Annotated in this window: 11 protein-coding genes; 3 read left to right on the forward strand and 8 right to left on the reverse strand. The window is 71.4% G+C overall.

All coding sequences use genetic code 11. The annotated features are described in order from the left end of the window. Window positions 1-57 precede the first annotated feature (57 nt). Window positions 58-267, forward strand: coding sequence for a hypothetical protein (locus MXD61_RS22740; protein ID WP_248815462.1), 210 nt, complete (start codon window positions 58-60; stop codon window positions 265-267). Window positions 268-924: 657 nt separating this feature from the next. On the opposite strand, the gene MXD61_RS22745 is transcribed toward MXD61_RS22740, so the two are convergent. Both MXD61_RS22745 and MXD61_RS22750 read right to left on the reverse strand, forming a co-directional pair. Next, window positions 925-1,737, reverse strand: a complete 813-nt coding sequence (locus MXD61_RS22745; protein ID WP_248815463.1) for an enoyl-CoA hydratase/isomerase family protein — start codon at window positions 1,735-1,737, stop codon at window positions 925-927. Between the two features lie 2 nt (window positions 1,738-1,739). Beyond that, the gene (locus MXD61_RS22750; protein ID WP_248815464.1) at window positions 1,740-1,958 is read right to left on the reverse strand and encodes a helix-turn-helix domain-containing protein; all 219 of its coding nucleotides are present in this window, start codon (window positions 1,956-1,958) and stop codon (window positions 1,740-1,742) included. A 750-nt stretch (window positions 1,959-2,708) separates the two neighbouring features. Between MXD61_RS22750 and MXD61_RS22755 the strand changes: the two genes are divergently transcribed. Continuing rightward, a complete protein-coding gene (locus MXD61_RS22755) occupies window positions 2,709-4,274 on the forward strand; it encodes a DUF4175 domain-containing protein (protein WP_248815465.1) in 1,566 nt (521 codons plus the stop codon). 12 nt (window positions 4,275-4,286) lie between these two features. Here the strand turns inward: MXD61_RS22755 and MXD61_RS22760 are convergent, their stop codons facing one another. From MXD61_RS22760 to MXD61_RS22770, 3 genes are all read right to left on the reverse strand, one after another. Then, entirely contained in the window at window positions 4,287-5,270 is a 984-nt protein-coding gene (locus MXD61_RS22760; RefSeq protein ID WP_248815466.1) for a cation diffusion facilitator family transporter, read from the reverse strand. A gap of 43 nt (window positions 5,271-5,313) precedes the next feature. Further along, window positions 5,314-6,927 carry an ABC-F family ATP-binding cassette domain-containing protein gene (locus MXD61_RS22765; protein ID WP_248815467.1) on the reverse strand — a complete coding sequence of 538 codons (1,614 nt, stop codon included), beginning with the start codon at window positions 6,925-6,927 and terminating at the stop codon, window positions 5,314-5,316. A gap of 127 nt (window positions 6,928-7,054) precedes the next feature. After that, window positions 7,055-8,431 (reverse strand): glycosyltransferase 87 family protein, encoded by a 1,377-nt coding sequence (locus tag MXD61_RS22770; RefSeq protein WP_248815545.1) that lies wholly within the window; start codon window positions 8,429-8,431, stop codon window positions 7,055-7,057. Between the two features lie 528 nt (window positions 8,432-8,959). Here MXD61_RS22770 and MXD61_RS22775 point away from each other — a divergent pair. Further along, complete coding sequence (locus MXD61_RS22775; RefSeq protein ID WP_248815468.1) at window positions 8,960-11,083, forward strand: glycosyltransferase family 39 protein; 2,124 nt, start codon at window positions 8,960-8,962, stop codon at window positions 11,081-11,083. Here the strand turns inward: MXD61_RS22775 and MXD61_RS22780 are convergent. From MXD61_RS22780 to MXD61_RS22790, 3 genes are all read right to left on the reverse strand, one after another. Then, window positions 11,023-11,868, reverse strand: coding sequence for a transglutaminase family protein (locus MXD61_RS22780; protein ID WP_163549535.1), 846 nt, complete (start codon window positions 11,866-11,868; stop codon window positions 11,023-11,025). The genes MXD61_RS22775 and MXD61_RS22780 overlap by 61 nt on opposite strands. Window positions 11,869-12,061: 193 nt before the next feature. After that, the gene (locus tag MXD61_RS22785; RefSeq protein WP_248815469.1) at window positions 12,062-13,015 is read right to left on the reverse strand and encodes an alpha-E domain-containing protein; all 954 of its coding nucleotides are present in this window, start codon (window positions 13,013-13,015) and stop codon (window positions 12,062-12,064) included. Then, window positions 13,009-14,688 carry a circularly permuted type 2 ATP-grasp protein gene (locus MXD61_RS22790; protein WP_248815470.1) on the reverse strand — a complete coding sequence of 560 codons (1,680 nt, stop codon included), beginning with the start codon at window positions 14,686-14,688 and terminating at the stop codon, window positions 13,009-13,011. The genes MXD61_RS22785 and MXD61_RS22790 overlap by 7 nt, the downstream gene beginning before the upstream one ends. Window positions 14,689-14,890 lie beyond the last annotated feature (202 nt).

Raw genomic sequence — 14,890 nt, forward strand, 5'->3', positions numbered from 1 at the left:
GGTGACGCACCATACAGGACACATCTTCGAGACGCCGTCGAGCACCCGGAGTCCGGCATGAATCGAAATCCCGCAATTCACCGCCAGCCCTCCGGCGACATCGACATCGCGCTCACCGAGCCCGACCCGGGCTCCGCGGGCGCGGCCACGACACTCAGCGCCGCCACCGGCCCCGGTACGCCCGGCAGCCCGGCCACGACCGGTGCCTCGGTCACCGCGGGCGCCCTCGCGGACGGTGTCGTGGCCAGCGGCCACGGCGGGGCGTAGCCGGACCACGGTCCGCTCACCAGGGGGTCTCACCGCGTCGCACGACCACGAAACACCGTGCGACGCGGATCGCCACCTTCGCACCACCCCACCTCGCCGGCGAGCATGGCTGGGGTCACATCCGGCCATGCCGGCCGGGGGTCCCCGGCGTCGCCTCCATGCTTCTCCCACGGCCCACGCGGAGACGCCGGTCACGCCGTGACCAGGTACGGGGCGGGCCCGACCCGGCGTCAACACCGGTCCGAGACCTTGCTCACGGCGCCCCGCGCAGCGACACGGCCGTGCCAGGTCGGCCCGGAAGCGCACCGTGCGGCCGCACGCCGTCCGGCGGGTTCGGGGGCGCCAAAGCCCTACACCACCGTGGTGGCGAACACGTTGCCCAGACCAGACCAGGCGAAGAAGATGCGGCCATACCCGGCCGACGAAACACCAATGTCACGTACCCACCCCGCTCGACGGTGAAAAATCCCCTCTTCTCACCTGGGAGACCCACCGCCGCGTCAGGAACACGTCCGGACAGGCGAAGTACGCGGTCATTGTGCGGGTGCATCCGCCCGTTCAGCACGACAACGCGTGGATGAACGTGCGTGAACGCCGACCGGACCACCAGGACACACTGGTATTACGGCCGAGGTCCGACGACCCGCGGGTCGTCGCTCAGCCGGCGGCGAGGTCGTCCGACGCGCTCAGCAGACGCTGCCAGGCCTGGAGTTCCGGGCCGAGGGATCGATTCACCGTGACCGACCCGCGGGGCCGCAGCAGCGCCTTGGTTTCGGCCGCGGTCTCAGGTGGGACGGCGAGCAGCGCCGCTTCGACGGCGGCCAGTTCCGCGTCGAGACGCGGCGCGGGCACCACTCGTTGGGCCAGCCCGATCCGCAGGGCCTCCGCGGCACCGAGAGGACGTCCGGTCAGACTCAGGTCGAGTGCCACGGCAGGGCCCGTCAGACGGGCGAGATCGGTCAGAGCTCCGGCGGCGGGAAGGAGCCCCCACCGGGTCGCCCATTCCAGGCGCAGGCCCGCCTGGGTGGTGAGGATTCGCAGGTCGCAGGATGCTGCCAGGGAAGCGCCCACATCCCCGGTCCAACCGGAGAGGGCGGCGACGCTGATCAGATCGGGAGCGCTCGCGAGCCGCTCCAACGCCCGTCGCCACCCGAGCAGACCGTCCAACCCGAGCTGATCGGCTGGCGGCTGATCGGACGTCGACTGTGTGGGCGTCGACTGGGTGGACGTCCGATGCCCGGGTGTGGGGGCTTCGGACGCCGCGGCGACGGCCGCGGCTGGTGCGTCGATCACTACGACGGCGATGCGGATGTCACCCGTCAACCGTCGTAAGGCCTCACTCAGAGTGAAGCCGGCAACTCCCAGCTGGTCGGGGTCGGCCCGGCCCTGGAGCCGGATCCGGATGGCCGGGCCGAGTACGTCGACCCGAAGCCCGGCCGCCGCCGGTGCGGCGGCGGCCGGCACCGTCATGGTCAGGGAGTTTTCTTCTTGGTGCCCCGGGTCGCACCGCCACGGCCCCGCAGGGTGGTACCGGACTCCGAAAGAATCCGGTGGACAAACCCGTACGAACGGCCAGAGGACTCGGCAAGCAGACGGATGCTCTGCCCTCCTTCGTACTTCTTCCGAAGCTCGGCAGCCAGCTTGTCACGCTCGGCGCCGGTGATCCGGGTTCCTTTCCTAAGCTCGGCCAACGTGGCCCCCTCCGTGCTCGATGATCTGCGAACCGATCTTCACTCAGCTCGAGCAAACGCGCCACTCGAAGCAGATGTGATCCATCACACGCGCCGCTTCGCAGCGTGACCGCCCCGAAGCACCGCTTCCTCCACTTGTTCCCCGCCGGCCATAGCTCAGGGCATACCCACCCATGCACGTGCCGGCACACCGCCGACGAGCACGGGACCATGCACGGGGACCAGTGTCCCCAATCCCCCGCGCCCGACCTAACAGCGGCAACGGCGCGTCGCACGAACATCGCCACGGGACTCGGAGCGATCTTCCAACGACGCGATTCCGCAGGTACAGCCAACAGTCGATCACTGTACCGAGCCGATCCGGAAACGGCGAACGGGCCAGATCAAACCGACTGATTCCTCACATCACCGCTCAGAGCACGCAACCATAGAGACATCCCGCAACGCCGACATCCACTCCCACTCACACCCCGGCGCAGCACTACACCCGACGGTGGGCTCCCACCGGGACGCGTCGTTGACGCATGGTTCATCCTCGTCTGCCACGTCGCACCCACTCCCCCACCTCCGGCTACCGATCCGCCTGCCCACCGATCAGACGTCGACCCCGGGCCAGTCCCGCCGCCGGACTCGTTACGGTGCAGATGTGGTCCGTGCGGCGGTGGCGACTCCTCGAAGGACAACCCAGGCATGCCCGATCACCACCGCTCTCGCCGCGGGCCCGGCGCCGCAGGTGCCCAGGGAAGCCTGGTGAGCCTCACCGAGGACACCAACGGATCACCCGGACATCCACCCGCCGAGCCAGCCAGCCGCGCGCCGGAGCAGCCGGCCTCCCCCGGCGACACCCCACCAGCCGCCCCACCGCCGGTGAGCCCACCGCCGGTGAGCCCACCGCCGGTGGCCTCGGCGGCTGGCATCGGGTCGTCCGAAGCGGGGTCGTCCGAAGCGGGGTCGTCCGAAGCGGGGTCGTCCCGGGCCAGGTCGACGATGCGGGCCGAATGGGCCGAGGCCGGGATCTGGCTGCTGCTGGTGGCCTTCGGCCTGGTCGGCACCGCCGTTCTCGCGCGTTCCCACGTCGCGCTGGGTCTGCGCGAGCCGCCGTGGCATGACGGCTGGCAGGCCCGGTTCGACGCGCTGATCGTGGTGCCCGTGACCGTCGCCGCGATCATCCTCGCGGTGGTGGGACGATGGGCGTCCGCCTCGTCGGGGACGGTGGCCGTGTTCCGGCTGCCCTGGCCGCTGGTGCTCGTGATGGGCTACGCCGGGTCACTGCTGTGGACCCTCGCACTCGCCTTGATCACTCCCGGTGGCGTCCGGGCTGGCCTGCGCGCACCGACGGACCTGGTCACGGCCGCGGCGGCGATCGGCCGCAACCCGCTCGACATGGTCGCCGCCTACACCGACCGTGTGCCCCCCGCGACCGCGGGCTCGGTGGACGTCCTGCCCGCCCATCCGCCGGGCCCGTTGCTGGCCGCCTGGGCTCTCGCCCGGCTCGGACTGTCCGGCGCCGTGCCCCTGGGTATCGCCTTCACCCTGGTCGGCGCGCTGACCGTCCCGGTGGTGTGCGTGGCGGTGCGCTCACTGTGCCACGAGACCGCGGCCCGCCGGCTGGTGCCGATCCTGGTGCTCGCCCCGTGGAGTGGCTGGATGACCGCCTCGCCCGACGCGGTGACGGCGCTGCTGGCGGCGCTCGCGGTCGCGGTCGGGGTGGTTGGTTGCGAACCGGGGCGCCGCGACCGCACCTGGTGGGCGCTGGCCAGCGGTGTGCTGCTCGGGCTCGCCGCGCTGTTCGGCTACGCGCCGGTCTGGCTCGGCGTGGCCGTCGCCGCCGCCTACTTCGTCCGGCGCCGTCCGCTGCTCAACGCGGTGACCGGGCTCGGCGCGCTGCTGCCCCTGTTCCTGTTCGCGGCCTGGGGCTTCTCCTGGCCGGACGGACTCGCCCTGGCCCGGGTCCCCCACCGTCCCCTGACGGCGACGCTGGCCTGGGTGTTCCTCGACCTCACCGTCGCCCTGCTGGGTGCCGGGCCGGTCGCTGTGCGCGCGGCGCGCCGGCTGCGGCACACTCCCGGCTGGCCGTTCCTGGTCGGAGCCGCGGCGACGGCCCTGTTCGCGGCGCTGGCCCGGCTGGCCGAAGGTGGGACCCAACGCACCTGGCTGCCGCTGTTCCCCTGGCTGCTGGTCGCCGCGGTCGCCCCTCATCCCCGACCCGCCGCCCCCGGCGACCGGGTGCGCGCCGGCACACTGCCCGTCATCCTGATCTCACTCGGCGCCGCTGGTGCGATCACTCTGCGCCTGTTCATGGCCGGCCCGTCCTGACCGACCGCTCGCTCAGACCGCGGGCGCGCCGGCCGCGCTCGCCCCGGTCCCGGCGACGGGCGGGACGACGGACCCGGACGCCTCGGCGTCCCGGGGCACATCGGGTTCGAGGAAGATGCGCAGCTGGGTCGGCACCGCGGCACGCAGGGCCGCCTCGGCGCCGTCGATGGTCGCGGCCACCTCGCGCATCGTCACCGACGGTGGCAGCCCGATCTTGGCGGCGACGAGGAGTTCGTCCGGGCCAAGGTGCAGGGTCCGCAGGTGGACGATGCCGCTGACCCCGGGCGCGGCGGCGAGCGTGGTGCGGATGGTCGAGACCGTGGCCGGGGTGGCCGCCTCACCGACCAGCATCCCGTAGGCCTCGATGGCGACCAGGATGGCGACGACGAGCAGCAGGATGCCGATGGCCAGGGTGCCCACGCCGTCCCAGATGGGGTCGTCGAGCAGCAGGGTGAGGCCCACACCGCCGAGGGCGAACAGCAGGCCCAGTTCGGCGGCCAGGTCCTCGAGCAGGACGATCGGCAGTTCGGGCGCCCGAGCCTCCCGGATGAACTGCCACCAGGAGCGGTCCCCGCGGGTGTGGTTGGACTCGCGGATGGCGGTGGCGAACGAGAAGCTCTCCATGCCGACGGCGAGCACGAGCACCACGATGGCGATCAGCCCGCTCTCCAGCTCGTGCGGATGCCGGACCTTCTCGATGCCCTCGTAGACGGAGAACAGGCCGCCGACGCTGAACAGCACGATCCCGACCAGGAACGCCGCGATGTAACGGGCCCGTCCGAAGCCGAAGGGATGCTCCTCGTCGGCCGGGCGGGCGGACTGGCGCTGGCCGAGCAGCAGCAGACCCTGGTTCCCGGAGTCTGCGAGCGAGTGGATGGACTCGGCGAGCATCGACGACGACTGGGTGAACAGGAACGCCACGAACTTCGTGACCGCGATGCCGAGGTTCGCGGCCAACGCCGCGAGAACCGCCTTCGTGCCGCCCTGCGTGCTCACAGACCGCTCTCCCGTGTCGTCCGACGAGGTGCTGTTCCCGGGATCATGCCAGGGTGATGAGTTCCATCAGATCCGGGGACCAGTTGTCCTCGACGCCGTCGGGAAGCATGAGCACCTTCTGCGGGTCAAGCGCTTCGACCGCACCCGGGTCGTGGCTGACGAGCACCACCGCTCCCTTGTACGTGGTGAGCGCGGCGAGCACCTCGTCGCGCGACGCCGGGTCGAGGTTGTTGGTGGGCTCGTCGAGCAGCAGCACGTTCGCCGAGCTGCAGACCAGCCCGGCGAGTGCGAGGCGGGTCTTCTCACCGCCCGAGAGCGTCTTCGCCCGCTGCTCCACCACGTCCCCGCTGAACAGGAACGCGCCGAGGATGCGGCGCAGCTCCACATCGGAGGTGTTCGGCGCCGCGGCCCGCATGTTGTCGATCACCGAACGGTCGGCGTCCAGCGTCTCGTGTTCCTGGGCGTAGTAGCCCAGCCGCAGGCCGTGGCCGGGCTCGACCTGCCCGGTGTCGGGCTGTTCCTGCCCGGCGAGCATCCGCAGCAGCGTCGTCTTGCCGGCGCCGTTGAGGCCGAGGATGACGACCCGCGACCCGCGGTCGATCGCGAGGTCGACGTCGGTGAACACCTCCAGCGACCCGTACGACTTCGACAGGCCACTGGCGGTCAGCGGGGTGCGCCCGCACGGCGCCGGATCGGGGAAACGCAGCTTCGCGACCCGGTCGGAGACGCGGATATCGGCGAGCCCGGCGGCGAGCCGCTCGGCCCGGCGGTCCATCTGGTGGGCGGCCCGGGCCTTGGTCGCCTTAGCCCGCATCTTGTCGGCCTGGACCTTGAGCGCGTCGATCTTCTTCTCGGCGTTGGCCCGCTCCCGCTTACGGCGCCGCTCATCCTGCTCACGCTGGGTGAGATAGGTCTTCCAGTTGACGTTGTAGACGTCGAGGGCAGCCCGGTTGGCGTCCAGGTGGAAGACCTTGTTGATGCACCGGTCGAGCAGGTCGACGTCGTGGCTGACCACGATCAGACCACCGACGTGGGCGCGCAGGTAGTCGCGCAGCCAGACGATCGAGTCGGCGTCGAGGTGGTTGGTCGGCTCGTCGAGCAGCAGGGTGGCATCGGCGTTGCCGGCCCCGGCGAACAGGATGCGGGCGAGTTCCACCCGTCGACGCTGCCCACCGGACAACGTCCCGAGCCGCTGGCTGAGAACCCGGTCGGCCAGCCCCAGCGACGAGCAGATCCGGGCCGCCTCGGCCTCCGCGGAGTAGCCGCCGAGCGTGCCGAACCGGTCCTCCAGGTTGCCGTAGCGGCGGATCGCCGCGTCCCGCTCCCGGCCGTCGACCAGCTCCGCCATCTCGACCTGCAGCTTCTCCATGTCGCGCAGGATCACGTCCAGCCCGCGGGCGGACAGCACCCGGTCACGGGCGGAGTCGGTCGGGTCGCCGGCACGTGGGTCCTGCGGCAGGTAACCAAGCTCACCGCGGACGTCCACGGAGCCCGCGAACGGGATGCCCTCGCGGGCCAGCACCTTCAGCAGTGTCGTCTTGCCGGCGCCGTTACGCCCGACCAGACCGATCCGGTCCCCACCCTGAACCCGGAAGGAGACGGGCTCGATCAGGGTGCGGGCTCCGGCACGCAGTTCGAGCTCGGACACGATGATCATCCAGGCCTCTTTCGGGCTTGCGAACTTTGGGCTGACGGGCCGGCGGTCGACGCGTCCGGCGACGCGTCCAGCGGCCCGTCCGGACCGCGCGCGTCCTCACGATGCCGCGACGCACATGGCCTCCAGCCTACGGGGCGGCGCCGTCCGGCATACGGGGCAGGGCGGCCGGGCCGACCACAGACGCCACCGCCCGGCCGGCCACCGGGCCTCCCGCATGGGCGACCACCGGGGCCATCGCGGCGCCCACACCGACGTCGAGGTAGCCGGAATCACTGTCCACCGGTGCGCGGACGCCGCCCACCGCGGGCATCCGCACGGCCAGTACCAGCGCGTGGATCGCGAGGAGCGTGAACAGCAGCAGACCGGCGCCGACGTAGCAGTTCCCGGCGACCAGCTGCCAGCCGTGATGGGTGAACTCGACGTCGCCGGTGCTGGGCACCCACCAGATCGGGGCGAGCGTGAACAGCGCGCCGCCGACGATGGCACCACATCGGCCCCAGGCCGGACGGTCGGGATGGCAGCCGAGATACAGGAGCACGGGTACCAGCCACACCCAGTGATGACTCCAGGAGATCGGGGACACGAGCAGACCGGTCAGCGCGCAGGTCAGGTCGGCGAGCAGGCGACGCCCACCGTGATGGAGCAGACCGCAGACCACCAGACCGATCAGCATCACGGCGCCGGCCAGTGGCAGGTACAGCGGCCGCGCCCGATCCGCTCCGGACATCAGTCGGGAAAGGAACCCGAGCAGGGACTGGTTTCCCACGAAGGGAACGCCGCCGACGTGGTCCACGTCCAGGACGGTGCTTCCCCAGTAGATCGACGAGGAGCGAAAACTGACGGCGAACCCGGCGGCGATGGTACCGAGGAAGGCCACGGCCGCCCACCCGGCGCTGCGCCATCGGCGGGTGACCAGCAGGTACGGCAGGAAGATCAGCGGCGTCAGTTTGACACCGGCCGCCACACCGATCAGGACTCCGCGCGGTAACCGGGAGCGGCGGCCAAAAAGATCGACGGCGATGAGCAGGGCCAGGACAATGTTGATCTGACCCAGTTCGACGTTCCTTCTGATCGGCTCCAGCAGCAGAGCGGCGCCGGCGATCGACCCGTACGCCACCAGCCGACCGCTGTTCACCGAACCACGAACGGCCGAACCACGAACGGCCGAACCACGAACGGCGCTGCAGGAGACAGCGCAGAACAGGTACAGCGCCACCGCCACAAGGACCGCCCAGGAACCCTGGGAGAGCCGCCAGGGCAGGATCGACACCGGAACGAACAGCACCGCGGCGAACGGCGTGTAGGTGAAAGGCAGATCCGACTTCGGGTCAACGGCGGAATAAAGGTCTCCACCATGCCGGATCGCACTACCGCCTATCCGGTACACCTGGATATCCGTCTGTCTACTGAGCATCGAGACGACGACGAAGGCGATAATCACCAGAACTCCCAGCAGTGCGAGGCCCGCCTGAAATCCAGCCGACCCGACCACCTTCGGGTTCATCCGCACACTCAGACTCCCCGGCAGAGAAGAAGCGGTCGGACGGCGAACCGCTCCGCATCGACCGCGGCACAACCCCTGGGATACCGTGGGAACCCGCGATCCACCCAAGAACGAATGATCATTGTTTTTCAGCATACTACGGACAGCTTCCTTGCTGGAAAGCATCCGTTCTGCGCCGCCCGCCACCGAGCGGACCTGTACTTTTCTGAAACGTTCGGCCGGACGTCGCTACGCCCGACGCAGGGCGTGGCCCACAGCACGGCAGGGTCCGCCTCCCGCCGCGAACGCCGGGCCACACCGGACCCGGCGGCGACCACCGCCGGCCCGGGCCACCCGACCGCGGTCTTCCGACGCCCGCGACGTCGGCCGAAACATCGCCCCAACGACCACGGAACGCGCCCCGGCCACACAGAAAGTCCACAGGAAGGGCACAGCCCGAGCATTTCCCTGGAGATTTCTTAAAGAAGATTCCAGGACCATCAACCTGCGCTCAGCATTCCCACAGGTTGCACCACGAGTATCGGCCCCATGACGCAGCCGCCGGATCCGACCGGCCTCACCGTGCCCTTCGGCGCCCCGTTGGCGGCCACCGGCGACGCACCGACGAAGGATCCATGGTGGGTACGGCCCGGGCTGGTCGGACTGCTCGGCGGCACGGCACTGCTTTACCTGTGGGACCTGAGTGCCTCGGGCTACGGCAACAGCTTCTACGCCGCCGCCGTCCAGGCCGCGACCAGAAGCTGGAAGGCCCTGCTGTTCGGGTCGCTGGACCAGGGCAACTTCATCACCGTCGACAAGCCGCCGGCGTCGCTGTGGCTGATGGGGCTGTCCGGGCGGATCTTCGGGTTCTCCAGCTGGAGCATGCTCGTTCCCGACGCCCTGTGCGGGGTGGGTGCGGTCGCCCTGATGTACGCGCTGACGCGCCGCTGGTTCGGCCCGGCGGCAGGGCTGCTCGCCGGTGCGGTCCTGGCCCTCACCCCGGTGGCCGCCCTGATGTTCCGCTATGACAATCCGGACGGCGTGCTGACGTTCGTGCTGGTCGTGGCCGCCTACTGTCTGGTGCGCGCGCTGGACCGGGCGTCGGTGTGGTGGCTGGTCGGGGCCGGCGCGGCGCTGGGCCTGGCGTTCCTGACGAAGATGCTGCAGGGTTTCGTCGTCCTGCCGGCGTTCGCGCTGGTCTACCTGGTCGCGGCGCCGACCGGGCTGTGGCGGCGAAGCTGGCAGACGCTGGTCGGGGGCGCGGCCGTGGTGGTCGCCGCCGGCTGGTGGGTGGCGACGGTGCAGCTGTGGCCGCAGGGTTCCCGTCCGTACGTCGGCGGATCGACCGACAACAGTGTGCTCAACCTCGCGTTCGGCTACAACGGCCTGGGCCGGGTCTTCGGCGGCAGCGGCAACCGCGGCGGCGGAGGGGGATTCACGGCAGGCAGAGGAGGAGGAGGCGGCGGCGGAGGCGGGTTCGGCGGCGACCGGCCGGGCTGGCTGCGACTGTTCGGCGACCAGATCGGCGGGCAGGTCAGCTGGCTGCTTCCGGGCTGCCTGGTGCTGCTGGTGGCCGGCCTGTGGCTGACCCGCCGCGCACCGCGCGTCGACCGTTCCCGCGCCGCCCTGGTGCTCTGGGGAGCCTGGACGGTCATCACCTCCGTCACCCTCAGCCTGGCCAGGGGGACGTTCCATCCGTACTACACGGCGTCGATCGCCCCCGGGATCGCGGGCCTTGCCGCCGCCGGCACCGCCGTGCTGTGGCGGGAATGGGTCGCCGTCCAGGCGCGGGCGGCCCGGGTCGCCCGGGGCGCACTGGCCGTGGCGGTCACGATCAGCGGGGTCTGGGCGTTCGTGCTGCTGGGCCGCACGTCGGACTGGTATCCGTGGCTGCGGGTGGTGGTGCTCGTCGCCGCGCTCGGCGCCGGACTGGCCGCTCTCACCCGCCGTGCCCTGACCGGACGCGGCGCGACCGTGCTCGTCGGCGCCGGGCTCCTGGCCGTGCTCGGCGGCCCGGCCGCCTACACCGCCGCCACCGTGACCACAGCCCAGAGCGGCGGTCAGCCCACGGCGGGCCCGTCCACCCGCGGCGGGGGACGCGGCACCTTCCGCCTCGCCGCCGGCCGCGGGACGGGCGGTTTCGCTGGACCGGGCGGAGGCGGTCTCGGCGGCGGGGCCCTCACGAGCGGCCAGCTCACCGCGCTGTTGCGGGGCAGCCGAGGTTACCGCTGGTCCGCCGCGGTCGCGGGATCGTCGACGGCGGCGGGGCTGGAGCTCGCCACGAACACGTCCGTGATGGCCATGGGCGGTTTCACCGGCCGCGACCCGGCCCCCACCCTGACCCGCTTCGAGCAGTACGTCCGTTCCGACCAGGTGCACTACTACCTCGCCGGCGGCCAGGGCGGCACCACCACCGGGCGTGGTGGATTCGGGCGCGGCGGCGGGTCGACGTCCGCGATTTCCAGCTGGGTGGAGCAGCACTTCACGCCGCTGACGGTCGGCGGTCAGACCCTCTACGACCTGACCAGACCGCTCCCCGCCACCTCACCGACCGCCCGGCGGTCCGCCGCGGCGGCCGCGGCCCCGGCAGGCCGCGAAAAGCTGACCCGGGTTCAGGCGAGACGGGTGACGTTGACGGTGACACCGAGGGAGGTGGAGGCGCCGCCTGAGTAGACGCCGCGCATGGGGGGGACGTCGTTGTAGTCGCGGCCGCGGGCGACGACGACATGCTGCTCACCGGCGGGCACGGCGTTGGTCGGGTCGAAGCCCCACCATTCGCCGATCCAGCCCTCCACCCAGGCGTGTGACTGGCCGGCCACCGTCTCGCCGACGGCGGCGGAGGCGGACGGGTGCTGGTAGCCGGAGACGTAACGGGCGGGCATCCCGGCGGCGCGCATCAGCACCAGGGCGAGGTGGGCGAAGTCCTGGCAGACGCCCTCGCCCTGGTGCCAGGCCTCGACCGCGGCGGTGTGCACACCGGTGGTGCCGGGACGGTAGGTGAGCCGTTCCCGGACCCAGTCGCCCACCGCGGGGATGAACTCGGACGGGCTGTGCCGGGCGGCGAGTTCCCGGGCGGCCTCGACGAGCGCCGGGTCGTCCCCGGTGGAGGCGGAGGGGCGCAGGTACTCGACGAACTCGTCGGCGACCGGATCGGAGGCGAGCTGGGCCCAGGTGGGCGTGTCCGTCGGACGGACCGGCGCGGTGGCGGTCTGCACGATGGACCGGCCGGTGACGACCAGTTCGGTGTGCGGGGTGTGCAGGTCGAACGCGGTGACCTGGGTGCCCCAGTAGTCCCAGTAACGGTAGGTGGTCGCCGCGGGTTCGGTGCGGACCGTGGCCTCGAGGGTGAGCTGGGCGTCGGCGGTCTGCGGGATGATCCGCACCTCGTTGTACGAGGACAGCACCGGACTCGCGTACCGGTAGCCGGTGGAGTGCTCGATCCGGATCTGCCAGCTCACCGGGCACCTCCCCGGGTGGATCGGCTCGGCCGGGTCGGGCTGACCGACCAGCGGGTGCTCACCGGGCCGCCGCGCCGGGTCGCGGGTACGGCCCGGCGCCGCCAGATCCCGGTGCCGGCGCCTCGCCGGGGTGGCCGGGCGATACGGGTCGGGCTGGCCGGCCGCGTCAGGCGGTTCGACCGCGACGGTCGGTTCACGCCGGCACCTCCATCGCCCACGAACGGGGCGCCTCACGGGCGAAGTAGCGGGCGGTCACCTCGGCGCTGACCGTCGAACAGGTGCTCTGCAACGAGGCAAGCAGATCAGGCATGTCGGCCACCAGGTCGTCGACGCTGTGGAACTCGAGTTCGGTGCGGGTCCGCCCGACCAGACGTCGGGCGGTGTCGTCGACGGTGGAACGCGGGCTGCCTCGGCCGCGTCCGCCGTCCAGTTCGGCGAGGATCTGCTCGGCCAGCGCCAGCGACCAGTAGACCGAGCGCGGGAAGAGCCGGTCGAGCAGCAGGAACTCTGCGACCCGGGAGGCGTCCACCGCCCGGCGGTAGGTCCGCAGGTAGGCCTCGTGGGCACCGCAGGAACGCAGCAGGCTGATCCAGCTCTGCGAATGCGGATGGTCACTGATGCTGGACGACAGCAGCCGCGAGGTCATGTCGACCCGTTCGAGGCTGCGGCCGAGCACCAGGAAGCGCCAGCCGTCGTCCCGGGCGAGGGTCGCGTCGACCAGACCGGCGAGCATCGCGGTGCGCTCCCGGACGTAGCGGAAGAACACGTGCGGGCCCATCCGGCGGGCCAGCTCCTCGGTGTGCGGCAGGTCGTTCCAGGTGACGTTGAGGCACTCCCAGACGTCGCTGGAGACGACCACCCGGGCGGCCCGGGCGTTCTCCCGGGCCGCGCAGAGCGCCCCGGTGATGCTGAACGGACGGTCGGGGTCGTAGGCGAGGGTCTCGGTGACCCGCCGCGAGTCCACCGACAGGGCGAAATCGGCCGGCTGACCCATCGCGGCGAGCAGTTCACGCCCGGCGGACGCCCCGTCCAGCCACGGATCCTCGAGCACCCGGTGCACGTGGACGTCGAGGATGCGCGCCGTCGACTCGGCCCGTTCGACATACCGGCCGATCCAGAACAGTGACTCGGCGATCCGGCTCAGCATGGCGCGTCCCCGCTCTCCTGAGCGACCAGGTTCCGCCGCACCGCCTGGTGCCGGTGTGACTGGTGCTGGTGTGCCTGGTTCTGTTGTGCCTGGTTCTGTTGTGCCTGGTTCTGTTGTTGCTGCTGTTGCTGGTCGGACGAGTCGACCGGGCCGAGGTCCGGGCCGGCCGCGGGGCGGACGTTGCCCACGGGGATGCGTCCGGGCGGGGCCTGCGGCACGCCACGGCCGGGTTCGCCGGCGAGCACCCAGGTGTCCTTCGACCCGCCGCCCTGACTGGAGTTGACCACCAGGCTGCCCCGGGGCAGCGCGACCCGGGTCAGGCCCCCGGGCAGCACCCACACCCGGTTGCCGTCGTTGACCGCGAACGGCCGCAGGTCGACGTGGCGGGGGCCGAGCCGCTCGTCCGCCAGCGTCGGGGACGTGGACAGCCGCACCACCCGCTGGGCGATCCAGCCACGCGGGTCCTCACTCACCCGTTCCCGCAGTGCCGCCAGCTCCTCGTCGCTGGCCTGCGGGCCGATGACGATGCCCTTGCCACCCGAGCCGTCCACCGGTTTGACCACGAGGGAGTCGAGATGATCCAACACGTGGGCGCGCTGGTCGGGGTCCTCCAGGCGGTAGGTGTCGACGTTGGCGAGGATCGGCTCCTCACCCAGGTAGTAGCGGATCAGCTCGGGGACGTAGGTGTACATCAGCTTGTCGTCGGCGACACCGTTGCCGAGCGCGTTGGCGATCGTGACGTGCCCGGCGCGGGCGGCGTTGACCAGCCCGGCGCAGCCCACCATCGACTCGGGCCGAAAGTGCACCGGGTCGAGCCAGTCGTCGTCGACACGCCGGTAGACGACGTGCACCGGCTGCTCACCCTCGGTCGTGCGCATCGTCACCTTGTTGTCGCGCACCGACAGATCACGGCCCTCGACGAGCTCGACCCCCATCTGCCGGGCCAGCAGCGCGTGCTCGAAGTACGCCGAGTTGTAGACACCCGGGGTGAGCACGACGACCGTCGGGTCGGCGACCTCCGGCGGCGCCGAGGCGCGCAGCGCGTGCAGCAGATGGGTGGCGTAGTCCGCCACCGGACGGACCCGGTGCGTGGCGAACAGCTCCGGGAACACCCGGGTCATCGCCCGCCGGTTCTCGACCACGTAGCTGACCCCGGACGGCACCCGGACGTTGTCCTCCAGCACCCGGAACCGGCCGGCCTCATCCCGGATCAGGTCGATACCGGACACATGCGCCCGCACCCCGTTCGGCGGGTCGATGCCGTGCGCCGCCCGGTGGTAGTGCGCGCTGGTCAGCACGAGGCGACGCGGCACGATGCCGTCCGCGAGCACCTCGGCCGAACCGTAGAGGTCGGCGAGGAACGCCTCCAGCGCGAGCACCCGCTGGGTGACTCCCCGCTCGATGACCGACCACTCGTCGTCCGCGATCAGCCGGGGCACCAGGTCCAGCGGGAACGGGCGTTCCTCACCGAACAGGTTGAAGGTGATCCCGGCGTCGCGAAACGCGCGGTCCAACGCGGCCTTGCGCGCGGCGAGGTCCGCGCTGGTCAACGGCTGCAACGCGTCGTACAGCGCGGCGTACACCTCCCGGGGGGTGTTCGATGTCTCGAACACCTCGTCCCAGGCCGCCGTGGCCGCCGCTTCCGCCGGATAACCCTCGAACAGGTCCGCCACGAAGCCGAGCGTAAAGTGCCCGTGTTACCTCCGCATGACGTCACGGCATGACGATCGGATGCTCACGGCCACCCCAAGGTGGCAGCGTCGACGCCCGAAGGTGGGATGCCGCCGCCCCCGAGGCGGGATACCAGCGGACCCAGGGGCGCGCGGGTGATCGCGGGTGCCGGGCGACTCGCGGCGGGAGCACCCCACCCGTCCG

This window comes from Frankia sp. AgPm24, from assembly GCF_023243055.1.
In the GTDB taxonomy this organism is placed as follows: Bacteria; Actinomycetota; Actinomycetes; order Frankiales; family Frankiaceae; genus Frankia; species Frankia umida.